Here is a 23068-nt window from a genome sequence, read left to right on the forward strand (position 1 = left end):
CCCCGTTCTCCATACGCTTCCGGACGGCCGACGAGGTGGTGCCGTGATTCCTTTCCGCAAGCGTTCCGCACCGCCGAGACGGTCGTCCCGTGCGCCCGATTGAGCCGCTGTCGGTGCTCGTCCACCGCGCGGATATGCGCTCGACCGCCGTGTGCACGGGCGAGATCGACTGCGCTACCGCCGATCAGCTCTTCATCGCGGTGATCGGCTTGCTCACCGATCACACCACCGAAATCGTGGAGATCGATCTGAGCGGGGTGACGTTCTTCGGCGCGGCCGGGCTGCGCGTGCTGGCGCGCCTCCAGGACGCGGCGCGCACGCATGCCAAGACGGTGCGCGTGGACCGCATCTCGCCTGCGGTGCGGCGGGTCCTGGACCTCACCGGGCTCGAACATCTGCGCCGCACCCCGCTGCGACGCTGACCTTCGCTTTCGCGTACGAACCCGGCGCGTATTCGGGTAGTGAACTACTCGCGAGCGCGGTGCCGTGCGCACCTAGCGTGAGCCTCGGCGCCGAAGGTCTCGGTGCGGAGGGGAACGACATGATCGATATCATCACGCTGCGCGGCACCGGGGAGCAGCGCAATACCGACGGCACCCCGGCGGGGATGTTGCACGACGTCGCCAAACTGCTCGACACCGACAAATTCAGCTGTTTCGAGCCGGATTGGCCGGCCTCGATCGGACCGGTGCCGGAATTGTGGGGACCCTCGCTGATCACCTCGGTCAAGAAGGGCGTCGCGGCGGGGGTGCGCGCTATTCAGGATTCGCCGAATGTGTGTGGGCTGCTGAGTTATTCGCTCGGCGGCATCGTGGCGTCGCGGATTCTCGAAGGGGTGCGGACCGGGGAGTTCCGCAATGCCGACGGCTCGCCGCTGGAGATCGCGTTCGTGGTGAATATCGCCAATCCGATGCGCCGCGCCGGGCAATCGGCCGGAAATCTGTGCGGGCCCGGCTTTTACGGTCTGCACGGGCAGCGCGGGAATTGGCCGATCGGGCTGGATGTGCGGGAGTACGCGAATCCGAACGACATCATCACCGCCTCCCCCGCCGATTCGCCGCTGCGCGTCATCGACGCCGGCATTTCGCCGTTCGCGTTACTGGAGGGCGCACGCATCGGCGATTTCACCGGGCTGCTGTTCGACCAGCTGCTGCAATTCCTGATGCGGGATCCGGTGGCGAACATCGACCGCTACGCCGCGGCGGTGCGCGGGGTGCTCGGCTACCTCACCCCGTGGCCGGACGGTGAGCACGTGCGCTACTCCGGGCACCCCATGCCGGGCTCGGAGCTGCTGTGGACCACCCATGCCGCCGAGTACCTGAATGCGAACTACTGACGTTTCGGGCACTCTGCACGAGCGGAACGATCACGTACCGACAATCGGCCGAATTGCGTTGAACCCGAATAATTCCTGATCACAGGTGCCTTAGAGTCCGTGGCCACCACCGCACGGTGGTTGTCACCCCGACTGAGGAACACCTATGCACAGTCGCATTTCCGGTCCCCGTCTCGTCTTCGCCGCGGCCGCCGCCGTCGTGCTCGCCCTGCCGGGCACGGCGCAGGCCGCGGGCCATATCGCGTTCTCTTCCAAGGTCGATTCGCCCTCCGGCGGATCGTTCCCGTCGTGGGGTCCCGGCCCCTCCCCCATCGGCACCGTCGGCGCGGACTTCACCGGCGACGGCATCACCGATATCGTGGCCGCCGACTTCGGCGGCGACGGCCCGATCATGATGGCGGGCAAGGGCAACGGCACCTTCGGCACCGGTGCGCGAGTCGGCTCGGTCGGCAACGGTTACGGCGCGGTCGGCGCGGGCGATCTGAACGGCGACGGCAAGATCGACGTGGTGGCGCAGGCGTGGACCAGCATCGCGGTCTTCCTCAACAATGGCGACGGCACCTTCAAGGTGGGCCAGAAGTACACCACCCTCGAAGGCGCGCAGCAGGAGGTGATCGTCGCCGATGCCAATGGCGACGGTAAGGCCGATATGCTCAGCCTCATTCCCGCCGGCGTCAAGACCTGGCTGGGCAATGGGGACGGCACCTTCAAATCCGGCGATTCGGCCATCATTCCCGGTCCGGCCGCCTCGTTCACGGTCGGGAAGTTCAACGCCGACAACAAGATCGACATCGCGATCAACAACGATCTGCTGCAGCAGGTGCAGGTCTTCCTCGGCGACGGGGACGGCAGCTTCACCAAGAAGGGTTCCAGCACCAGCGGTCTCATCACCGAGGATGTGCGGGCCGGGGACTTCGACGGCGACGGCATCGACGATGTGATCACCGCCGACTCGTTCTCCTTCTCCACCACCGTGCTGGTCTCGGACGGCAACGGCGGCTTCAAGAAGACCAACCGGATCACCTTCTCGGGGCTGGGGCCGACCAGTATCGCGGTGGCCGACTTCGACCGGGACGGCAAGCTCGACGCCGCCATGTCGGCGGTGCTGGACTCGAAGATGGTGATCTTCACCGGCAACGGTGACGGCACCGTCGCCCGCACCGCCGACTACGCCGTCACCAACCAGCCGCAGACGCCCGTCCTGGCGGACTTCGATCGCGACGGCAAGATCGACATCGTGGTGGCCGGGGCCGCCAATGCGGTGTCCTTCCTGAAGAACGCCTCGTAGCCGGGCGATCGCGGAATGTCGTACCCCACCGCTAGCCTCGTGCGCATGGGACTGGCGGTGGGCACGCACGCGTACGCGTACAGCTTGATGAGCAATGACGATCCCGAGTATCTGGCGGATCTGCGCAACGAGCTCGAGGCGCTGAACGCGCTGCTGGCCTCGGAAGGACTACCGGCGCACCAGGAGCCGGAGACCTACGGTCCCGTGACCAGCCGCGAGGAAATCGGCAGCCTGCCATACAGTTTCGTGCACTATCTGCGCCGCGCCTACGCCCGCGCCGTGGAGAATCCCGGGGAGGCGCTCGCGCCCGTCGCGGACGGCGAGGACCCCACCGGAGATCCCGCGGTCGAAGCGCTGACCTACATGTTCGAGTCGCATCTGATCTGCCACTCGGACTGCGAGGGCTATTACGTGCCGGTCGATTTCGACATGGTGCTGTACCCCGACGACGACATCATTCCCGGCGGCATGGTCGGGTCGACCCAGGGCCTGCTGCGCGAACTCATCTATGTGGCCCCGTATATCGGCATCACGATGATCGGCGCGGAACTGGCCGAGACCGCTCTCGCCGAACTCCGGGCGGACCACACCGACACCCATCCGTTCTATCGGGAACGCGAAACCTGGTTCCTGCTATACGAATCCGCGCGGGTGTCCCTCGGCAACAACACGCTGATCCACTTCGGCTGAACCCGCCCGCCCGGGTATCGGGTTCAATGGAGGTCGTGGGGATTCTCGGTAACTTCGTACTGTCCAGCTCCAACCAGGCGACCCGGCGCGGGGTGTTCCTCGGCCGCCGGTCGACGAAAGTCCATGTGGCGCTGTATCGCTGGTCGCGCGGCCGGTTGGGGGCGCGGCTGCCGGGCTGGCCGCGGGCGCGCATCCTGCTGCTGGATCACCTCGGCGCGAAGTCCGGCATCCGGCGGACCTCGCCGGTCATGTTCCATCCGGACGGCGACGCGGTGGCCGTCGCGGCATCCAAGGGCGGGCAGCCGGTGCACCCGGCGTGGTTCCACAATCTCCTCGCCCACCCGGACACCACGATTCAGATCGGCTCGCAGGTGCGCCCGGTGCGAGCGCGCCTCGCGGACGATGCCGAGCGGGCGCGGTTGTGGCCCGAGTTCGTGGCGCTGTTCCCGGGTTTCGACTCCTATCGGCGTCAGGCCGAGCAGCGCACCATACCCATCGTGCTGCTCGAACCGCGCTGAATCAGCCCGGATGGCATTCGTCGAGGATGGCGGTCACCTGTTCGGGGGTCAGGTAGTCGCCGGTGTCCTCGAAATCGCCGATGGTGTGCGGGGCATCGTCGGCGAGGCCGATGCGGATGAAGTCGTCGCCGGCCAGGGAGTGCAGCAGCCAGTTGAAGCCGGTGCGGGCGCGGGCGGCGAAGGTGCGCAGCGCCATGAGATGGTAACCGCGGGTGACGAATTGGGCCGGTGCGCCGCGTAGGCCGACGCCGAGGGGGCGGGCGAGGGCGTCGAAGCCGCCCAGGTCGACGACCATGCCGAGGTCCTTGTGCCGGTAGGGCGTGCGCGGGTTGCCGCGCAGGGTGGCGACGATATTGTCGGCGGCGTGGCGGCCCTGACGGCTCGCGTGCTGGGCGGTGGGGGCGCAGAATTCGCCCGGGGCGGTGAGGTTCGGCACGGCCGCGGCATCACCGCAGGCCCACACGTCCTCGAGACCGGGCACGGTGAGATCGGCGTCGGTGACGATGCGGCCCTTGATGGTGGTCGCGCCGAGATGGTCGGCGAGCGGGCTGGCGGTGACGCCCGCGGTCCACAGCACGGTGCGGGTGGGGATGACCTGACCGGTGGTGAGCGTGACCGAACGCTCGGTCACCTCGGCGGCGGACGCGCCCGCCACCAGCTCGATATCGCGGCGGGCCAGCATCTGCTTCGCACGGGCGGCCAGCCGCTCGCCGAGCTCGGGCATGATGCGTCCGCTGTGCGTGACCAGGTACCACTTCACCGCCGCCGGATCGACGCGCGGATAGTATTCGCGCGCAGCGGCTTTGGTGAGCCGGGCCAGCATCGCGGTCGTCTCGGCGCCCGCGTAACCCGCGCCCACCGTCACGAACGTCAGCCGTTCCCGCTGCTCGGCCGGATCATCGCTGACGGCGGCCAGGTCCAGCTGGCGCAGCACGTGATCGCGCAGATAGGCCGCCTCGGCAAGGGTTTTCATGCCGAAGCCGTGTTGCGGCAGCCCCGGGACATCGATGATCCGGGTGATCGACCCCGGCGTGAGCACGAGCTGGTCGTACTCCAGCCCGCAATGCGTGCCCGACGGCTGCCGCACCACGATGTGATTGCGCTTCGGATCGGCCCCGACCGCCAGCCCCGGCACGATCTCGGTGCGATGCAGCACCCGCCGCAGCGATACCACCACCGCGACCGAGGTCAGCACCCCGGACGCCACCTGCGGCAGCAACGGCAGGTACAGCTGGCCGTCACTGGGACCGACCAGGTGTATCTCCGCTTCCTCCGGCCGCAGCTTGCGCTCGAGCCGGCGGGCACATTCGACTCCGGCGAAACCACCGCCGACGATCACGATCCGTGCGGGCTTCACCTGCTCGACGGTAGTTCATCCCCGCACGGATCGGAGTCATCGCCGCGGTGCGAGCCGCCTCACCGGGCCGCGCTGAAAGCCCCGTCGACCAGCACCGGCACGGTTTTCCCGGCCCCGATCTCCAACGCTATGGCCACATCATCGGCGAATCCGATAGCGGCCAGCTCCCGCCCGGATGCACTCTCACGAATGAGCCCCGCAATATCCCCGATCCCGTCATATCCGGCTTTCGCCGCCCGCGCCTCCGAGGACAGCCCATCGACCCCGAACTCCGTGAGCGCCGAGATCACCGCCCCCGCCCCCAGCCAATCCTCGACAGCCGGCCGCAGCCCCGACTCCCCCGGCCAATGCTCCCCCGCCGCGATCACCGCCACCGGCCGCTCCGCACTCCCCCACCCCTGCCCCGCGATCCACCGCGCAACCGCCGCCGCATTGCGCAGACTCGCCGCGATAACCGGAATCCCGCTGACGGCAGCGGAAATCGCCGACCCATTCGGCGACGGCAACACCAACCGCTCCGGCACGGGCGCCCGCCGCAATGCAGCCGGCGACAGCGACCACGGCTGCTCATCCGACACCGCCCGCCGCCCCACCGCAAGCCGCGCACCATGCGCAGCAGCGAACTCCGCCGCATTACCGTCCCGCCACGGATACGGCAGCACCCGTGTCCCAGCCTCCACCGCCACCGACACCGACGTCGTGAACGACAACACGTCGACCACCACGAGAGCAGCACACTCCGGCCCCAGTGCCCGCGCTCCGGTCAGCCCCCATTCGAACCGCACCCCGGCTCCGGCCTGCTTCGACCACTCCGCGAACTCGGACATCCCCGCCTCCACTTCCTGCACCGACCAGCCCGGCGACCGATCCGCCACTGTGCCACAGCGCAATTGCGCCCGGCGACGATAACGATCACCCGGATCCCAGCGCATTCCATGGCGACGCCCGGCCCCGCCCACGCTCTATTCCGGGCGGAGACCGTCGTTGACGAAGGCGACGATCTCGTCCAGAGCGGGCCGGTAGCCGTCGGTGGTATCCACTTCCAGTGCGTCGGCCGCGATCGCGACCCGGTCGAACGCCCGCGTGGTTTGTTGTGATCCCGGAGCCGAATGTGCCCGCCGCAGCGGATTGTCCTTGCTTCGCAGCCGAATTCGCTCCGCTGCCACCTCCGGCGTCGTCGAGCAGTGCACGATGCGGAGCCGAGCCAGCGCACGGAGCGGCTCGAGCCCCGGCCGCCAGAGCCGGTCCTGGAAGGCGGCTTCGGCGACCGTGGTGACGCCCGCGCGCAAGAGCAGTTCCAGCACGCCGAAGAAGGCCGTCATCGTCGGCACGTTCAGCGCGTCACCGGGACCGGGCGTGAAGGCCGGGGCGGCGTGCACCATGCCCTCCTTGATCTCGTCCCGGCATACCGCGGGGCAGCCGATGGCCCGGGCGAGAGCGTGCGCCAGGGTCGTCTTGCCCGCTCCCGGCGGGCCGCTCACGACGATCAGGGTCGGCAGCTCGGTCACCTCGCCAGTTATAGCCGGACGGGGAAGACCGCGCAGGTGGTGGTGGCGTGGGCGTAGAGCTTGCCGTCGGCGATGCCGATCAGGTGGGCTTCGGCGGTGGCGATGGTGCGGCCGACATGGATGGCCCGGCCGACGGCGCGTAGTTTGCCGGTGTCGGCGAGTACCGGGCGGAGCAGGTTCACGCTGAGTTGGGCTGTGGTGTAGGCGGTTCCGGCGGGCATGCGGGTCATGACGGCGGAGCCCAGGGCCGAGTCGAGCAGGGTGGCCATGTAGCCGCCGTGGACGGTGTTCATCGGGTTGTAGAACTGTTCGCCGGGCATGCCCTCGAAGGTGGCCTCGCCGGGTTCGGCCGCGACGAGTTCGAAGTCGAGGACGGCGGAGATGGGCGGCTGCGGGCGGCGGCCTTCGATGATGGCGCGCAGGAATTCGAGGCCGGTTTCGGCGGGGGCATCAGTCACGTTCTCGAAGGTAGGGCGGATGCGCGCGGGCGGAGGTAGTAAATCCGGACCCGTAGCATCGAAGTATGAGCGGATACGGGCAGTTCTGTGCCATTGCACGCGCGCTGGAGGTGCTCGGGGAGCGGTGGTCGCTGCTCATCGTGCGCGAACTGCTCATGGGTGAGCGGCGGTTCAACGACATTCGCCGCGGCATCCCCCGCATCTCGAAATCCATGCTGTCGATCCGGCTCAAGGAACTCGAACGCGCCGGGGTGGTGGGCCGCGACGGCGACGGCTACCACCTGACCGCGGCAGGCGCGGGATTGATGCCGGTACTGCGCGAATTGGGCATGTGGGCGACCGAATGGGATCACCGCGGCCTGCTACCCGAGCACCTGGATCCGGATTCGCTGCTCTGGGACATTCGCCGCCGGGTGGTGCCCGAACACCTCCCGGCCGAACCCACGCTGGTCGAATTGCGTTTCCCGGCAATGGATTCCAAGCCGTACTTCCTGCTCGCCCGCGCCCCGGAGGTCACGCTCTGCGATGAGGACGGCGGCCATCCCATCGCCTTGCGCATCGAGGCCGACCTCGACGCGCTCACCCGCTATTGGCTGGGCGAAACCAGCTGGAGTCATCTGCTGCGCACCGAGGCCGTCACCCTGACCGGCCCGGCCGACCTGCGCCGCGCCTTCCCCGGCTGGTTCGCCGGCTACCTGCTCGCCGCGAGCTGACCCCGCTCAGGGCGCGATGCGCGCTCCGACGTGCAGTTCCCGCAGCGCGGTGGTCACGAATTTGCCGACGACCTCCGGCTTTTCGAGCTGCACCAGATGGCCAGCACCCGGTACTTCGACCACCGACCGCAGGTCCGCGACATTGGCGCGCAGCGTGGCCAGCGGATCGCGACCGCTGAAACCTTCCATGTCCGGGTCGTTCTCGCCGTACAGGAAGAAGGTCGGCACCTCCACCTTGGCATCGGCGTAGGCGGCGGTCAGCTCCCAGTTGCGGTCCAGATTGCGGTACCAGTTCAGCCCGCCGGTGAACCCGGTGCGCTCGAAATCCTGTGCCAGGGTGTCGAATTCGTCCTGCGACAGCCACGGCCACGGCAGTTCCGGGGCCTGCGGCAGCACATCGAGGTAGCCGAGCCCGGGCGGGTTCTTCCAGGTGTCGAGGTAGTGGTACTCCCCGGAGAGCGAGTAGTACACCCGCGCCAGGAACCCGCGCGTATCGGCGGCCAGTTCCGGATCGGCCACGCCCGGTTCCTGGAAGTAGGACAGGTGCAGGAAGTGCCGTTGCGCCGCCTTGGTCCAGAACTCCGACGGCGCGCGCGGCGGGCGCGGCGCGAACGGATTGTTCAGCACCACCACCCCGTCGACCCGTTCGGGCGCCCGCAGCGACAGCTCCCACACCAGCTGCGCACCGAAATCGAGCCCGACGAACACCGCCTTGGGCGCGCCGATGTCGTCCAGCAGCGCCAGCAGATCGCCGATGACGGCCTCGTTGGTGTACGCCTCGACCTCGCCGGGCGCCTCGGTCCGCCCGTACCCGCGCAGGTCGGGGGCGATGGCCCGGTATCCCGCCGCGGCCACCTCGGCCATCTGGTGATGCCAGACGTACCAGGTGTGCGGGAACCCGTGGCAGAAGATGACCGGATAGCCCTGCCCCTGCTCCGCGACGTGCAGCCGGATGCCGTTGGCGTCCAGGAAGCGATGCGTCAATTCCACTACCGACTCCAATTTCTAGAACGTGTTCTCATTTAACGGTAGTGTCCGGAGGTTGTGAGCGAAATACCCAAGATTCTCGCCGGTCGTGTGGCGGTCGTGACCGGGGCCAGCCGGGGCATCGGCAAGGGCATCGCCCTGGAGCTGGGCGCGGCCGGGGCGACCGTGTACGTCACCGGGCGCACCACCGCGCCCGGCCGGCTGCCCGGCACCGTGCACGCCACCGCCGCCGAGATCGACGAACTGGGCGGGACCGGGATCGCGGTGGTCTGCGACCACAAGGACGATGCCGCCGTCGAGGCGCTGTTCGCGCGGGTGCGCGAGGAGCAGGGCCGCCTGGACGTGCTGGTCAACAATGTCTACAACTCGCCGAGCGCCGCGCGCTGGCTGGGCCGCAAGTTCTGGGAGGTCCCGGCCAAGGCGTGGGACGAGACCTTCGATATCGGGGTCCGATCGCATTACGTGGCAAGCGTTTTCGGTGCGCCGCTGCTGATCGAATCCGGCGGGCTGATCGTGAACGTGTCCTCCCCCGGGGCCGTGCGCCACATGCACAATGCCGTTTACGGGGTCGGCAAGACCGCGCTGGACCGGCTCACCGCCGACTTCGCGCACGATCTCGCCGAGACCGACGCCACCGCGGTGTCGATCTGGCCCGGCATCGTGGATACCGAACTGCTGCAAATGGTTCCGGCCGATGCCGAGGGCCGCCGCCTGGTCACCCTGCCCGGCGAAGGCACCTTCGATCTCGCCACCGCCGAATCCCCGCGCTTCCCCGGCCGCGCCGTAGTGGCCCTGGCGGCCGACCCGAATCGCAAGGCGCGCACCGGAAAAGCCTGGAAGGTCGCCGACCTCGCCGAGGACTACGGCTTCACCGACCTCGACGGCCGCATTCCGCGCGCCGACTGAACGCAGACGAAAACCGTTCCCGCAGAACAGGAGTACAGCAGAACAATGCGACGCACATTCATCGTGGGTGTGAACATGACGCCGTTCGTCAAGATCGGTTCGCGCGAGTGGACCTACCCGCAGATGGTCGCCGAAGCCGTCAACGGGGCCCTGCAAGACGCCGGCGTGACCTACGACCAGGTGCAGCGCGCCGCCGTCGGCTACGTCTTCCAGCCGTCCGCGGCCGGGCAGCGCGCCCTCTACGACGTGGGCCTGACCGGCATTCCGATCGTGAACGTGAACAACAACTGCGCCACCGGCTCCACCGCGCTCATGTTCGCCCGCGAATGGGTCGCCGCCGGCATCGCCGATATCGCCCTCGCCGTCGGCTTCGAGCAGATGACCAAGGAGGCCATGGCGGGCCCGGCCACCAAGCCCAAGGTCACCACCGTCGACGCGCACCTGAAGGTCAATCGGGAGCTGTTCGAGTTCTCGGCCGCGCCGATCACCACCCAGTTCTTCGGCAATGCCGCCATCGAGCACATGAAGCGCTACGGCACCACGCCCGAGCAGCTGGCGGCGGTCGCGGTCAAGAACCATCAGCACTCGACGCGGAATCCCTTGGCCCAGTTCCAGGATGCGTACACCCTCGAGCAGGTGCTGGGTGACAAGCCGGTGCACGGCCCGCTGACCCGCTCGCAGTGCTCCCCCATGTCCGATGGCGCGGCCGCGGCCGTGGTCGTGAGCGAGGAGTACGTGAAGGCGCACGGCCTCGAGGCGCAGGCCATCGAAATCCTGGCGCAGGAGCTGGCCACCGACGACGGCACCTCCTTCTCCACCGGCTCCATGATCGACGTGGTGGGCGCGCCCATGACCCGCGCGGCCGCCTCGAAGGTGTTCGCGACCGCGGGCGTCGGCATCGACGAGGTCGACGTGATCGAACTGCACGACTGCTTCTCGATCAACGAGCTCATCACCTACGAGGCGCTGGGCCTGTGCGGCGAAGGCGAATCCGGCGCGCTGGTCGAATCCGGGGCCACCACCTACGGCGGGCGCTGGGTGGTCAACCCCTCCGGCGGCCTCATCTCCAAGGGCCACCCGCTCGGCGCTACCGGGCTGGCGCAGGCCACCGAATTGTCCTGGCAGCTGCGCGGACTCGCGGGCGAACGCCAGGTCGAGGGCGCGCGCACCGCGCTCGCGCACAATCTCGGACTGGGTGGCGCGGTCGCGGTCACCCTGTACCGCTCCGGCACGCTCTGATCACCTTCGATCGCACGGAATGAGAACACCATGACGACTATCGATCCCGAGGTCCGGCTGCGGATGCCGGTGCACAACGGGCACAGCCTGCTGTCGGGGCTGCGGCGGCACAAGAATTCGCCGGTGCTGACGCTGGGCGACCACGTGCTCACCGGCGGCGACGTGCTGGACGGTATCGGCCGGTATATCGACGCCTTCGCCGAGCACGGCATCGTGACAGGTTCGCCGATCGGCGTGCTGGCGCTGAACCGGCCCGAGGTGCTGTTCACCATTGCCGCCGGGCAGGTGGCCGGGCATCGGCGGACGGCGCTGCATCCCATCGGCGGGCTGGACGATCACGCGTACGTGCTGTCCGACGCGGGCATCACCACGCTGGTGCTGGATCCGCTGCCGGCGTTCGTGCAGCGGGCGCGCGAGCTGGTGGATATGGTGCCGTCGCTGACCAAGGTGCTGGTGCTGGGTCCGGTGCCGGAGGCGCTCGCGGACGTGGGCGTGGATCTGCTGGCCACCGCCGACAAGTACGAGCCGCGGCCGGTGCAGGCGGCCGAGCTGCGGCCCGACGATGTCATCTCGATCAGCTACACCGGCGGGACCACCGGTAAGCCGAAGGGCGTGATCGGCACGGCGCAGGCCATGTCGACCATGACGCAGATCCAGCTCTCGGAATGGGAATGGCCGAAGCGGCCGAAATTCCTGATCTGCACGCCGCTTTCGCATGCGGGCGCGGCGTTCTTCGTGCCGACCGTGCTGCTGGGCGGGCAGTGCGTGGTGCTGCCGCGCTTCGACGCGGGCGAGGTGCTGAAGGCGATCGAGGAGCACAGGATCAGCGCCACCATGTTGGTGCCGTCCATGATCTACGCGCTGCTGGATCACCCCGATTCGAAGACCCGTGACCTGTCGTCGTTGGAGACCGTGTACTACGGCGCGTCCGCCATCGACCCGAATCGGTTGCAGGAGGCCATCGATCGTTTCGGGCCGATCTTCGCGCAGTACTTCGGGCAGTCCGAATCGCCCATGGCCATCAGCTATCTGGGTAAGGAGGAGCACGACAAGGAGCGGTTGACCTCCTGCGGGCGACCCTCCAACATCCTGCGCGTGGCGCTGCTCGATCCGGAGGGCAACGAGGTCGCGCCGGGTGAGGTCGGCGAAATCTGCGTCTCCGGACCGCTGCTGGCCGCCGGTTACCTGAATCTGCCCGAGGTGACGGCGGATACGTTCAAGAACGGCTGGTTGTGGACCGGCGACCTGGCGCGGCAGGACGAGGACGGGTTCCTGTTCATCGTCGGCCGTTCCAAGGACATGGTCGTCACCGGCGGCTTCAACGTCTTCCCGCGTGAAGTGGAAGACGTTGTGTCCGAACACCCGAAGGTTCTGAACGTGGCCGTGGTCGGTGTTCCCGACGCCCACTGGGGCGAGGCCGTCACCGCCGTCCTGGTGCTGGACGCCGCCACCGCCGCGGACCCGGCGGCCGTCGAGACCGTGACCGCCGAGATTCAGGCGGCGGTCAAGCAGCGCAAGGGTTCCGTGCAGGTGCCCAAGCATGTGCTGGTCATCGACGAACTGCCGCTGACCGGTCTGGGCAAGCCGGACAAGAAGGCGGTCCGGGTGATCGCTCAGGAACGCCTGGGCCTGTAGGTCACGCCTGCTCGGTGCTCGGCGATCCGTACCGCAAGGTGCGGATCAGCCGGGCGCCGCGCCGGACGCTCGCCACCCCCGCCTCCACCACGGCGCGAGTCACGAAGTGCCCCACCGCGGTTGCCACGAACACCGCCCCGATCAACACCGGCGCCCATTCCCAGGTGAGCGCGAGCACCATCCGCTCGAGTGTCCCCCGCGGTTGCACCACCGGCTCCCAACTATTGAGCCGCACCCACCGCCCGAGGAAAACGCCCACCGCGCAAAGCAAATGAATGCACAGATACACCGGCGCCCGCCACACCTCGAGCCCCATCCGCGCCAGAAATCTGCCGAGCTCCGCCAGCACCAGGTAATACGCGACGAACCCACTGACAATGAACGCCGCATACACCGGCAGCACGGTACTCACCACCGGCCCATCCCCCACGGCCCGCACGTCATCCCGCAAATGCACCAGATCCGTCACCACATAAGGCGCATTGGGCAAGAACAGCAACAGCAACCCCACCCCGCCCCACCAGAACGGCGAGATCGGTAACCGCCCGTCTTCCACCGACTTGGCCCGAAACACCAGCAACGCCAGGATCACCGGAATCCAAGCCAGCACCGTATTCCACACCATCCACAACAAATTGCGATGCAGCACCCCCGCGAGGCTCGGCGCCACCGCATTCACCAAGTCCATCAACCTATGATGCCCGCCCCTCAGCCCAAAAGCTCCCGAACTTCACGCGGCGTCCGAGGCCGATAACCCGGCCCGGTCCCACAGCACCCGCCATAGAAGTCCATCCCCGCTTCGAGCACCGCCCCCAGCACCCGCCACCCGGTCTTGTCGACCTTCCGCGGAACTTCGAGATGCGGTCCGGCATCGATGAATTCGCCCTGACACTGCGGACACCGCTCCGGCCCCCGCCCGATCGAGGCCTTGAACGACACCCGGCACGGCAAACACACCAGATGCGTCCGGCTCGGATAAACGCACATGCGCGCAGAGTACGTTTCACCACTCGACCGGGTCGAGCAGATTTCCGCCAGCGGTAGCCGCCATCGGTGGTGACCCAGATCATTGCCGCATTTGCGCGCAGTTCGCCAAGATGAGTGGTTACCGTTCAGCTATTGAGGAGAGCGGAAGTCTGTCACCTCCGCATCCGCTCCACGAGAAAGGCCAGGCATGAAGCGTTTCGCAGCAGTACTGACAGCCACGCTCACCACCGCTTTTGCGGGCGCCCTGATCGCCTCGGCCACCGCACAGGCTGATGTGTGGCAGCCCGCGCCAGGCATCTCCATTCCGCTCCCCGACGGCGTGTTCACCGGCAGCGCCGGCGTCACCCCGTCAGCGCCGCCCGGTCCCGCACATGTCGAAGGCGAGCCCTGCGGCGACAACGGCGGCCACTGGGTCCACCTGGACGGCGGGAACGCCGCCCACTACGGCACCGAATGGCTGTGCCGGGTCGGCTGACCTTCGTAATCACCCGAGATGGCCCGCGCTGTCAGCGATGCCTCGCCGCCACCTCGACCGATAACCCCTTCTCCCCCAACACAAGTAGCCCGGGCGCCGCAATCGCGACGCCCGGGCTCATGTCTTACCCCGCGACTACTACGCGAACTTGATCTCGAGCCCGATACCGAGAATCGAGATCAACCAGATCACACCCAGGAAGATGGTGATGCGGTCCAGATTCTTCTCCACGACGGTCGACCCCGACAGACTCGACTGCACGCCACCACCGAAGAGACTGGACAGACCCCCACCCTTGGCGCGGTGCAACAGCACCAGCAGCACCAGCAACACGCTGGTGATGATCAGGAGGATATCCAGGAACATGCGCATGCCGGACAGTGTATGCGGTCGTCAGCGCAGTGATCGCATACACCCTGCCTGTGAGTCGACCACCGCGGGCCGACCGCGCCGACGCAACTCGACACGCGCACTCTACCGACCGTAGCCAGGCAATTCGGCACATCCGCACTGTGCACCCGTGGGATCGTCAGAGTAGAAGGCCGAACAATCCCCAGGTCACCCGCCGTGCTGTTGTCACCGAGACTGCTTCGCCGCCGATCACTGCTGACCATGTGGGCCGCGCAACTGCTATCCCAGACGGGCGACAGATTCTTCGCGCTGGCGATCATGTGGCTGGCACTGGAGCGGTCGGGCCCGCTGGCCATGGGCGCGGTCGCCGTCGCCGAGTCCGTCCCGTACATCGTGCTGGGCGCGTGCGGACATCGACTGCTGACGCGCTGCCTCTCCTTTACGGCCCTGGCAAGCATCGACGCGCTGCGAGCAGTACTGACAGCCGTACTGCCGTGGGCCTGGACCATGGGTGGAACCCCGGCCATGCTGAGCACGGTCACCCTCCTCGGCATCCTCGGCGCGGCCTTCGACCCATGCCTCGGCACCCTGGTTCCCGACCTCGTCGCCCCTGACGACCGAGCGGAGGCCGTCACCCTGATGGATCTGACGAGCCGCCTCGCCCGCATCGGCGGCCCCGCTCTGGCCGCCCTACTGCTCATGGTCTGCCCCATCACGACCTTGTTCGCAATCGACGCCGCAACCTTCGCGGCCTCCGCGATCGCACTCCTCACGCTTCCCCGGAAACCCTTCGGCCTCACGAAGTTCGAGCCCGGTCGATCGCCACCCCAGCTCGGATACCGGCACATCCTCCGCGAATACCGCCACCTCTCAACCGCATTCGCAGTACAAGGCATCGGTTTTCTCCTCATGGCACTCCCCGCCATCGGACTGCCGTTGTTACTGGTCCAACACCTGAACGCAGGCCCCGAAACCTACGGCTGGCTGCTCACATCCATCGGAATCGCCTCCGTACTAGGCAACCTGACCGCCCTACACGTCACAGGCGGCCGATTCCCCCTGAGATTCTGCGCAGCCTGGACGGCTACGGGGATCCTGCACATCGCCATCGGTACAGCCCACAGCGTCCCTTTGATAGCCCTGTTCGCAACGACATCCGGCTATCTCGGCGCGATCATCGCGATCACAATGAGCACGCACCTTTCGTCCTTCGAATCAGCAGTACGCCTACGCCTGCTCACCCTCAACCACATCGTCATGCGCACCGCGGGCACAGCCGGAATGATCGCCATCCCAGCACTCATCGCATCGTCCCCTGCCCGGGGCTTCGTCCTGGGCGGCATCGTCCTGACCACCGCGGCCGCCACGGCTGGCATCGTCGCGGTCAAGAGGGGCTCGCGCCACACCGGTCTGCCACAATGCACGGTATGAGCGCGGACCCCGCAGGACTCATTATCTGGGACATCGACGGCACCCTCATTCCCGCTGATCTGCGATGGCTCCGAAGGGCGATCGCACGCACCTATTCCCTCGCGGAGGCGGCGATCACCTTCCCGACCGCCCGCGTACACGGCTATACCGACGAGTCGATCGTGGTGGATACCGCTGTCGCGTCCGGCATTCCAGCGGAAACCGCCGAACTCGGTGTCCCCGACTTCCACCAGGAACTCGCCAAGGTCATGGCGGAGGGCGAACAAGAACTGGCCCGGGACCAGCCTGCGTACCCAGGTGCCGCAGCCACGATCGACGCCTTGCACTCGCGCGGCTTCGTACAAACCGTATTGACCGGCAACCTGCGCTCGGCAGCCGAGGTGAAGCTGCGTGTGACCGGCTTGAATTCGCACCTGGACATGAATATCGGCGCGTACGGGTCCGACGCCAGGGACCGATTCGACCTCCCCGCCGTCATCGCCGAACGATTCCCTGCCCAGTACGACACCAAGTTCGACCCCGCTCGCACCGTCGTCATCGGCGACGCGGCGAACGACATCGCGTGCGCACGGCATGCCGGACTCCATGTGATCGTGGTAACCCATCGAACGAGCCGAGGCGAACTCGCTCACCACGCTCCCGATGCGATTCTCGCTGCGCTGCAACCGGATACGGTGGTCACCACGGTCGAGTCACTGATCCGCGGACGCTGAGATCCGCTGCACCAGCTCACGAACCGGCTGTTCGGCCTTCCACGGAGCCAGCCGTTCGACCGCACACCGAGCGCGTTCGATGCCACGCTGATTGCCCATCGCCGCCAGACTCTCGTAGGTCTCGCCGATCAACCGGCATCCCTCCACGAGTTCACCGTCGAGCACATATGCGCTGGCGAGATCGACTTGCGCAGCCAGCCCGACATTCCGATCTCCTGGTCCGGTCGCCCGCACTGCCGCTTCGAGTGCAGCGATCGCCCGCCGCGGCTCGTGCAGAAACAGCCAGCACGTCCCTTCGTAGACCCGTAGACGTGCGGGATTCCAGTCGCTGAAGAGTCCGGTCCGGTCGACCTCGTCGATTTCCTCCACCGCACGGTATGCGGCAACCAAAGCGTCGCGACATTCTCGCGGAAGTTCCAGCACCGCATAGATCTGCGCCTGCTCGGCCGCGATCCTCGCTCGCGCCGCCGCCGGCAGAACGTCGCCGAATGCTGCGGCTTCGCGCAACATCCGAAGCCCGACCACGATGTCACCATCCGTGCCGATCAAAGTCGCGGCATCCGATCGCAGGTTGCTTTCGAAGATCCGGGCGATCGCACTCAGCAGAGGATCTCCGAGCTTGTCGCCAAGTTGCCGCGCGTACACACAGTTGGCCAATGCCATCGGGCGATCCCCCACGGCACTCCACAAACGACTCGCGACGATCGAGGTTTCCCCGAGCAACGCACCGAGCTGCCGCTTGGCCGAGTCCTCGTCAGCAACCCGAAAGAGTTCCGCCACCGAATCACGATGCGCCGCAATGACTCCCACCAGCGCTTCCGGAGCAATACTCTGCCGCTGCCCTGCCAGCAGCCGGGTTACAGCAGTGAAACCAGCGATCGTCCCCTCGGTGATTCTCGATGACCGTACGAGTGTGTCGATCGGTTCTTCCAATTGCCGTCCGACGGAGACAGTTTGACTCTCGAACAATGACCGATCCGCCTTGGCTTCGCCTCGCAAGGCGACCAAGGTGCCACCCGCACCGAGCGCGGTATCGATGGCGGTAACCAGGTCCAGCGACGGAATGTTCGCGTCTCCCCATTCGGCCATGGACACGTACTGCCGTGAGTAGCCGATTCGAGTCGCCAGGACCCGCTGACTCAACCCCGCCGCGGTCCGCAGGCGCTTGATCTCCCGAGCCAATCGGTTTGCGACCGATGCCGCCCGCTGCTCGAGCTCACCACCCGTGCCTTTCATCGCCACCCCTGCATATCGCCAATTCTCGCTGATCAAGCAGGGTGGCAAGTCGCACTTTCCTCGGTTTTGCCACCTTTCTGCCGTGACAGCGAACGGAGTTCTCTCGAAGGACACAGCCGCAACCACCGTCCCGGAGGGCAGTCACCATGCGAGTGTTCCCGACCGCAGTAGGCCACGTAGACGTAGAACGTTCAGGGCGTGCCGCTCAATGGAATCGCGCACAGATCGCACGTCTGGCAAGGCGGCTGGGCTACATCCTGATTTGGCCGTCCGATGCCTCGCCATTGCCCCTGCTCGATCAGGTCCGCGCCGCAGACGTAGACGCAGTCCTCATCCCGTCGCTACAGCACATCGACGCGTTCACACTCGATCAACTCACCAGCTGCTGCGATGTCGAATGCGTCTCTCCACGTAAAACTATCGCGCGCTACGTCGGTGAGGTGCACGGATGCCCGGCATGAATCCCTGAGACTGTCCGACTTCGCCCACCGCGGACGTGCCCTGAAGGCAAGGAAGGGGAGCACTACACCCCTGGAAATTTTGGACGACGCCGGGGAACTCAACTCTGTTCCCAGCTATAGATCCAGGAACTTCCCCGCGTCGCGGCGACTACTTTAACAGGCTCGTTCACGGAAAGCCATTTGGTTTCACTCGAGGTGGGGCGTAGCGATGCTTCACGCTCCGTGCAGCGAATGTGTCTTGTTCGGGGCGTCGGCGAGGCGAGAGGCTGGTCGGAGGTCTAGTCGAAGTTGAAAGGGATGGGTATGCGGAAGATCATCGAATCCACGTTCGTGACCACCGATGGGGTTGTGGGCGAGCCGCACAAGTGGGGTGGGCCGTATTGGGATGCGGAGCATAGTGAGTACGCGTCGAGCTTGCTGTTCGCTTCCGATGCGTTGCTGCTCGGGCGGGAAACCTATGCCGGGTTCGCGGCGGTGTGGCCGACTCGGCCGGAGGAGGATCCGTACACCGCACGGATCAACGCCATGCCCAAGTACGTGGCTTCACGCACGCTCGCTCAGGGCGATGCCACCTGGAATGCGACTGTCCTGCAAGGAGATGTCGCGGATGCGGTGCGGGCGCTGAAGGCGGAGGACGGCGGTGACATTCTCAAGTTCGGCACCGGATCGTTGTCCCGCACGCTGCTCGAAGCGAAACTTGTTGACGAGTATCACTTCTGGATCTTCCCGACCATCGCAGGCTCCGGTGACCGCCTCTTCGACGGCTACGCCGAACTCACCCACCTGGACTTGCTCGGGACGACAACCTTCAAATCCGGAATCGTCGTGCACCGGCTTGCCCCGCGCTGACGGGGATCCACTCCCCGTCGGATGTGTGCTGGCCCGGCAGGGTTCGAACCTGCGCTCTTCCGCTTAACAGGCGGACGCTCTGCCGACTGAGCTACGAGCCATTGGTGGCGGTGGTCGGATTCGAACCGACGACCTGTGGGTTATGAGCCCACCGGGGTTCCGAGCTCCCCTACACCGCTCCGGCGTGTATTTGCACGCTCGCACGGGTGGAAGGAATCGAACCTCCTGCGCGCGGTTTTGGAGACCGCCGCTCTGCCATTGAGCTACACCCATTCGGCTGCCCGGGAATTCGGGCAGGTGCGGAAAGTCGAGGAGTCGAACCCCCGGGACTTGTTGCCCGCCTCCGGTTTTCAAGACCGGCTGGCCTCCGCAGGCCGGGACTTTCCTTGTTCGCTTGCTCTTCGAGCTTGCGGTACTAATACGTTCGCAGGTGCGGGGTGGGGGTGCAACCGAATTACGGTGCGGGCGGCCAGGGCCCGGTATGGCGGAAGTGGCCTTCCGGCGGGGCGCGGTGCGGCACCATCGAATTCCAGCGAGCAATCGGAGGCGGAGATGGCGGAGTCGGTCCTGGAGCTGATCATGGCGCAGCGGGAGGAGATGCGTAAGGGCGGGCCGGAGGCGGATCGGCTGGGGCGGCTCACGGATTCGGCGGTGGACATCATGAAGAGGGCGGGGTCGATCAAGATGCTGCAGCCCAGGGTGCACGGCGGGCTGGAGACGGGGGTGCGGGAGTTCGCGGAGACGGTGATGGCCACGGCGGCGCTGAACCCGCCGGCGGGGTGGGTGCACGGGGTGGTGGGCGTGCATCCCTGGCAGTTGGCGATGGCGGATCCGCGGGTGCAGGAGGAGGTGTGGGGCGAGGACGACGGGACGTGGGTGGCCTCGCCGTATATGCCGAACGGGCGGGCGATCCCGGTCGAGGGCGGGTATCGGATGAGCGGAAGGTGGGGGTTCTCCTCGGGCACCGACCATTGTCAGTGGGCTTTTCTGGGAGCGATGAAGTGTGATGCGAACGGGAATGTGAACGGCCCGCCCACCATGCTGCACGTGATCATTCCGCGCAGCGAGTACACGATCATCGAGGATTCGTGGGATGTGGTGGGGCTCAAAGGCACCGGATCCAAGGATCTCGTCATCGAGGACACTTTCATTCCGGAATACCGCGTCATGGAATACGACCGGCTGATCGACGGCACTCAGGTCCGCGAGGCGGGGTTGTCGCAGACGCTTTACCGAATGCCCTGGTCGTGCATGTTCCCACTGGGCATCACCGCCGCCACGATCGGCATTTGCGAGGGCATGCTCGCCGAGGCCGTCAACTATCAGCGCGAGCGAATCAATGCCCAGGGCACCGCGGTGCGCGACGACCCCTACACGATGTACGCCATGTCCGAAGCCGCCGCCCAAATCAATTCCGCGCGTGAAGGTTTGATCACCAACGCCGAACAGATCTGGGACCTCGTCGACGCCGGAAAGGACGTCTCGTTCGCCAGGCGCGCGCAGGGCCGGCGCAATCAGGTGAATGCCGCCTGGCAGGCCGTCCGCGCCATCGACGACATCTACCCCCGCTGCGGCGGCGCCGCACTACGCATGGACCGCCCGCTGCAACGCTATTGGCGCGACGCCCACGCGGGCCTGCATCACGCCATTCACAGCCCGGGCACCGTCTATCACGCCGCCGGCTTGAGCGGCCTGGGTTTCCAGCCGGAGGGTCTACTCCGCGCGATGATCTGACCCGCTCTGGGCCGCGTACACGGCCAGCATGTCCTCGACCAGCTTCAGCACCGAATCGTCGAGATCGGGCCGCTGATACACCCCGCGCACCACGGCCTCGCCGGAGAACAGGTGCAGCAGCATGAAGAACAGCGATTCCCGGATCGAGGCGGGGAACCCGGCGAGGACGCCGGTGCGCTCGAGCGTCACCCCGATCTCGCGGTAGTACGTCTCGGCGATCGGCGCGATGCGTTCACGCAGCTCGGCATCCGAGCGCGCCGCCAGGTAGATCTCCCGCAGCGCGTGGGTGAGGTTGGACTGCTGCGCCTGCCGCAGGAACCGCAGCGCCGTGTCCAGGGGATTGTCCTGCGCCCCAAGGTGTTCCATCGCCACCTGATATGCCGCCAGCTGCCGCGTGAACACCTCTTCGGCGGTCCGCACGATCAGATCGAGGCGGGTGTCGAACTGCCGGAACATGGCCCCGGCCGACAGCCCGGCGCGCCCGCAGATCTCCTGCACGGTGGTGCGCTGATAGCCGACCTCGCCGATTGCGGCGGTCGTCGCATCGACCAGTTTGGCCACGGTCGCGGCCCTGCGCTCCTGCTGGGTGCGGCGCGGGCGGGGTTGTTCGCTCACGACCGAACATCCTGCCGTGCCGGGCGCGCGCTACTCGCATACGGCTCGGCGTGACCGTTGACACATTCCATGCCCGCATTCTAGGGTCGGCCTCGCAAAGTTAGGAAACAAACGCTCTCTATCTGAGATGGGGGCGGACGCTCGGCCGCACCGCGCGCGGCACAGAGGAGTTCGATATGACAACGGGGTCCACGGCATTCGCCCGGGCATGCCTGGCGGTGGCGGCGGGGGTCGCCGTCGCCGCCGGCCCGGCAATGACGAATACCGCATCCGCACAACAGGTTCCGGTGCAGCCGGCCCTGCCGTTCCCGGTGCCGCCGGCGCCGCCGTATCTGGATCCCGGCTTCTATCAACCGGATCCGGCGCGGGTGGCCGCCGCGCAGCCGGGTGAGATCCTGGCCGCCCGCCAGGTGAACCTGGCCAATTTCTGGCTGCTGCCGCTGAACGTGAACGCCTGGCAACTGTCGTTCCGCAGCACGAACACCCGCGGCGAGCCGATCGCGGCGGTCACCACCGTCATCGTCCCGCACCGCGCCGCACCGACCGGGCAGCGCGGACTGGTCTCGTTCCAGATGGCCGAGGACTCGCTCTCGATCAACTGCGCCGCCTCCTACGCCCTGCAGATGGGTTCGCTGCCCAACCCCCTGAACGCGGTCATGCAGGCCGAGTTCATCGAGGTCCAGGCCATGCTGCAACTCGGCCACGCGGTCGTGGTCCCGGACCATCAGGGCCCGAACGCGGCTTATGCGGTGGGTCCGCTGGGCGGCCGCATCACCCTGGACGGCATTCGCGCCGCGGAGAACTTCGAGCCCGCCGCCCTGTCCGGCACCGACACCCGCGTCACGCTGTGGGGCTATTCCGGCGGCGCGATCCCGACCGCGCACGCCGCCGAACTCCAGCCGACCTACGCGCCGGAGCTGAATCTGGTCGGCAGCGCCACCGGCGGCCTGATGGCCGATATCCGCATGGCCATCGACTACAACAACGGCACGTCCGCGTTCGGCGGCGCGGTGATGGGCGGCCTGTTCGGCGTGGCGCGCGAGTATCCGCAGGTGAACGCCTTCATCGACCGCTATATGAACCCGCTCGGCAAGGCCACCCGCGCCGTGCACGAGAACCAGTGCGTGGCGCTGCAATTCGCGGCGTTCCCGTTCGTGAACATCAAGGGCCTGTTCGACTATCCGGGCGATCCGATGCTCTCGCCGGAGGTGCAGCCGGTGCTGGACGAACTGAGCCTGGGCCATCGCGGTACGCCGACCGCGCCGCTGTACATCTACGAAGCCCCGCTGGATGAGGTGATGCCGGTCAACGCGGTCAACAACACCTACGACATCTACTGCAAGGATCCGTCGGCCCGCGTCTTCTACACCCGGGACCTGCTCAGCGAGCACGGCATCGCCGCCGTGTCGAATACCGCGAGCGCGGCGCTGTGGCTCAACGACCGGCTCAACGGCCTCGAGGTACCGACCGGTTGCCATAACCGCGATGTGTACAGCGGCATTCTCGACCCCGGCGCGCTGGGCGCTTTCGTGAACGCCATCGGCCAGACCCTCGCGTCTGCGCTGGGCATGCCGGTCTGAC

24 protein-coding genes and 4 tRNA genes are annotated in these 23068 nt (G+C 67.0%); 15 read left to right on the plus strand and 13 right to left on the minus strand.

Annotated features, from left to right (window positions below; translation table 11 throughout):
* The first annotated feature begins 89 nt into the window (after positions 1–89).
* The 5 genes from NY1_RS15610 (at position 90) to NY1_RS15630 (ending at position 3832) form a co-directional block, all read left to right on the plus strand.
* On the plus strand, positions 90–422 hold the full coding sequence (locus NY1_RS15610; protein ID WP_067713034.1) for an STAS domain-containing protein: 333 nt from the start codon (positions 90–92) through the stop codon (positions 420–422).
* Between the two features lie 119 nt (positions 423–541).
* Positions 542–1336 carry a hypothetical protein gene (locus NY1_RS15615; protein ID WP_067713596.1) on the plus strand — a complete coding sequence of 265 codons (795 nt, stop codon included), beginning with the start codon at positions 542–544 and terminating at the stop codon, positions 1334–1336.
* 145 nt (positions 1337–1481) lie between these two features.
* Positions 1482–2624, plus strand: a complete 1143-nt coding sequence (locus NY1_RS15620) for an FG-GAP repeat domain-containing protein (RefSeq protein WP_067713038.1) — start codon at positions 1482–1484, stop codon at positions 2622–2624.
* Between the two features lie 45 nt (positions 2625–2669).
* Positions 2670–3314, plus strand: a complete 645-nt coding sequence (locus tag NY1_RS15625; protein ID WP_067713040.1) for a putative DNA-mimic protein — start codon at positions 2670–2672, stop codon at positions 3312–3314.
* 35 nt (positions 3315–3349) lie between these two features.
* A complete protein-coding gene (locus tag NY1_RS15630) occupies positions 3350–3832 on the plus strand; it encodes a nitroreductase family deazaflavin-dependent oxidoreductase (RefSeq protein ID WP_233434345.1) in 483 nt (160 codons plus the stop codon).
* 1 nt (position 3833) lies between these two features.
* On the opposite strand, the gene NY1_RS15635 is transcribed toward NY1_RS15630, so the two are convergent.
* From NY1_RS15635 to NY1_RS15650, 4 genes are all read right to left on the minus strand, one after another.
* On the minus strand, positions 3834–5189 hold the full coding sequence (locus tag NY1_RS15635) for an NAD(P)/FAD-dependent oxidoreductase (RefSeq protein WP_067713043.1): 1356 nt from the start codon (positions 5187–5189) through the stop codon (positions 3834–3836).
* A gap of 59 nt (positions 5190–5248) precedes the next feature.
* On the minus strand, positions 5249–6016 hold the full coding sequence (locus NY1_RS15640; RefSeq protein ID WP_067713601.1) for a 2-phosphosulfolactate phosphatase: 768 nt from the start codon (positions 6014–6016) through the stop codon (positions 5249–5251).
* A gap of 135 nt (positions 6017–6151) precedes the next feature.
* The gene (locus tag NY1_RS15645; protein WP_174567195.1) at positions 6152–6697 is read right to left on the minus strand and encodes a P-loop nucleotide/nucleoside kinase family protein; all 546 of its coding nucleotides are present in this window, start codon (positions 6695–6697) and stop codon (positions 6152–6154) included.
* An 8-nt stretch (positions 6698–6705) separates the two neighbouring features.
* Positions 6706–7155, minus strand: a complete 450-nt coding sequence (locus NY1_RS15650) for a PaaI family thioesterase (protein WP_067713047.1) — start codon at positions 7153–7155, stop codon at positions 6706–6708.
* Positions 7156–7220: 65 nt separating this feature from the next.
* Here NY1_RS15650 and NY1_RS15655 point away from each other — a divergent pair, with 65 nt between their 5' ends.
* Positions 7221–7868, plus strand: coding sequence for a winged helix-turn-helix transcriptional regulator (locus tag NY1_RS15655; protein WP_067713050.1), 648 nt, complete (start codon positions 7221–7223; stop codon positions 7866–7868).
* A gap of 6 nt (positions 7869–7874) precedes the next feature.
* On the opposite strand, the gene NY1_RS15660 is transcribed toward NY1_RS15655, so the two are convergent.
* The gene (locus NY1_RS15660; RefSeq protein ID WP_067713053.1) at positions 7875–8858 is read right to left on the minus strand and encodes an alpha/beta fold hydrolase; all 984 of its coding nucleotides are present in this window, start codon (positions 8856–8858) and stop codon (positions 7875–7877) included.
* A gap of 54 nt (positions 8859–8912) precedes the next feature.
* Here NY1_RS15660 and NY1_RS15665 point away from each other — a divergent pair, with 54 nt between their 5' ends.
* The 3 genes from NY1_RS15665 to fadD8 are packed head-to-tail and all read left to right on the plus strand — an operon-like array spanning position 8913 to position 12635.
* Positions 8913–9761 carry an SDR family NAD(P)-dependent oxidoreductase gene (locus NY1_RS15665; RefSeq protein WP_067713056.1) on the plus strand — a complete coding sequence of 283 codons (849 nt, stop codon included), beginning with the start codon at positions 8913–8915 and terminating at the stop codon, positions 9759–9761.
* Between the two features lie 45 nt (positions 9762–9806).
* A complete protein-coding gene (locus NY1_RS15670; protein ID WP_067713059.1) occupies positions 9807–11000 on the plus strand; it encodes a thiolase C-terminal domain-containing protein in 1194 nt (397 codons plus the stop codon).
* Positions 11001–11030: 30 nt separating this feature from the next.
* Positions 11031–12635: a fatty-acid--CoA ligase FadD8 gene (fadD8, locus tag NY1_RS15675; protein ID WP_067713062.1), complete on the plus strand. Its 1605-nt coding sequence runs from the start codon at positions 11031–11033 to the stop codon at positions 12633–12635.
* A gap of 1 nt (position 12636) precedes the next feature.
* Here the strand turns inward: fadD8 and NY1_RS15680 are convergent, their stop codons facing one another.
* Entirely contained in the window at positions 12637–13323 is a 687-nt protein-coding gene (locus NY1_RS15680) for a DUF1361 domain-containing protein (protein ID WP_067713066.1), read from the minus strand.
* 486 nt (positions 13324–13809) lie between these two features.
* Between NY1_RS15680 and NY1_RS15685 the strand changes: the two genes are divergently transcribed.
* Complete coding sequence (locus tag NY1_RS15685; protein ID WP_067713069.1) at positions 13810–14097, plus strand: hypothetical protein; 288 nt, start codon at positions 13810–13812, stop codon at positions 14095–14097.
* A 138-nt stretch (positions 14098–14235) separates the two neighbouring features.
* Here the strand turns inward: NY1_RS15685 and secG are convergent, their stop codons facing one another.
* A complete protein-coding gene (gene secG / locus NY1_RS15690; RefSeq protein ID WP_067713072.1) occupies positions 14236–14469 on the minus strand; it encodes a preprotein translocase subunit SecG in 234 nt (77 codons plus the stop codon).
* A 195-nt stretch (positions 14470–14664) separates the two neighbouring features.
* Between secG and NY1_RS15695 the strand changes: the two genes are divergently transcribed.
* Complete coding sequence (locus NY1_RS15695) at positions 14665–15879, plus strand: MFS transporter (protein WP_157762258.1); 1215 nt, start codon at positions 14665–14667, stop codon at positions 15877–15879.
* The gene (locus NY1_RS15700) at positions 15876–16592 is read left to right on the plus strand and encodes an HAD family hydrolase (RefSeq protein WP_067713079.1); all 717 of its coding nucleotides are present in this window, start codon (positions 15876–15878) and stop codon (positions 16590–16592) included. The genes NY1_RS15695 and NY1_RS15700 overlap by 4 nt, the downstream gene beginning before the upstream one ends.
* Here NY1_RS15700 and NY1_RS15705 read toward each other — a convergent pair.
* Positions 16572–17864: a helix-turn-helix transcriptional regulator gene (locus tag NY1_RS15705; RefSeq protein WP_157762259.1), complete on the minus strand. Its 1293-nt coding sequence runs from the start codon at positions 17862–17864 to the stop codon at positions 16572–16574. The genes NY1_RS15700 and NY1_RS15705 overlap by 21 nt on opposite strands.
* Before the next feature lie 728 nt (positions 17865–18592).
* Between NY1_RS15705 and NY1_RS15710 the strand changes: the two genes are divergently transcribed.
* Complete coding sequence (locus tag NY1_RS15710) at positions 18593–19138, plus strand: dihydrofolate reductase family protein (RefSeq protein WP_067713607.1); 546 nt, start codon at positions 18593–18595, stop codon at positions 19136–19138.
* A gap of 28 nt (positions 19139–19166) precedes the next feature.
* Here the strand turns inward: NY1_RS15710 and NY1_RS15715 are convergent.
* The 4 genes from NY1_RS15715 to NY1_RS42940 all read right to left on the minus strand — a co-directional run bounded on the left by NY1_RS15715 (position 19167) and on the right by NY1_RS42940 (position 19524).
* Positions 19167–19239: transfer RNA gene (locus NY1_RS15715), tRNA-Asn, on the minus strand.
* 1 nt (position 19240) lies between these two features.
* Positions 19241–19317, minus strand: a tRNA-Met gene (locus NY1_RS15720).
* Positions 19318–19339: 22 nt separating this feature from the next.
* A tRNA-Trp gene (locus NY1_RS15725) sits at positions 19340–19411 on the minus strand.
* A gap of 25 nt (positions 19412–19436) precedes the next feature.
* Positions 19437–19524, minus strand: a tRNA-OTHER gene (locus tag NY1_RS42940).
* Between the two features lie 166 nt (positions 19525–19690).
* Between NY1_RS42940 and NY1_RS15730 the strand changes: the two genes are divergently transcribed.
* Complete coding sequence (locus NY1_RS15730; protein WP_067713085.1) at positions 19691–20872, plus strand: acyl-CoA dehydrogenase family protein; 1182 nt, start codon at positions 19691–19693, stop codon at positions 20870–20872.
* On the opposite strand, the gene NY1_RS15735 is transcribed toward NY1_RS15730, so the two are convergent.
* Positions 20852–21487: a TetR/AcrR family transcriptional regulator gene (locus NY1_RS15735; protein ID WP_067713088.1), complete on the minus strand. Its 636-nt coding sequence runs from the start codon at positions 21485–21487 to the stop codon at positions 20852–20854. The two genes, NY1_RS15730 and NY1_RS15735, sit on opposite strands and share 21 nt — an antisense overlap.
* A 176-nt stretch (positions 21488–21663) precedes the next feature.
* Here NY1_RS15735 and NY1_RS15740 point away from each other — a divergent pair, with 176 nt between their 5' ends.
* Positions 21664–23067 (plus strand): lipase family protein, encoded by a 1404-nt coding sequence (locus NY1_RS15740; RefSeq protein WP_157762260.1) that lies wholly within the window; start codon positions 21664–21666, stop codon positions 23065–23067.
* The last annotated feature ends 1 nt before the right edge of the window (position 23068 follow it).

The organism is Nocardia yamanashiensis NBRC 100130 (genome assembly GCF_001613325.1).
In the GTDB taxonomy this organism is placed as follows: domain Bacteria; phylum Actinomycetota; class Actinomycetes; order Mycobacteriales; family Mycobacteriaceae; genus Nocardia; species Nocardia yamanashiensis.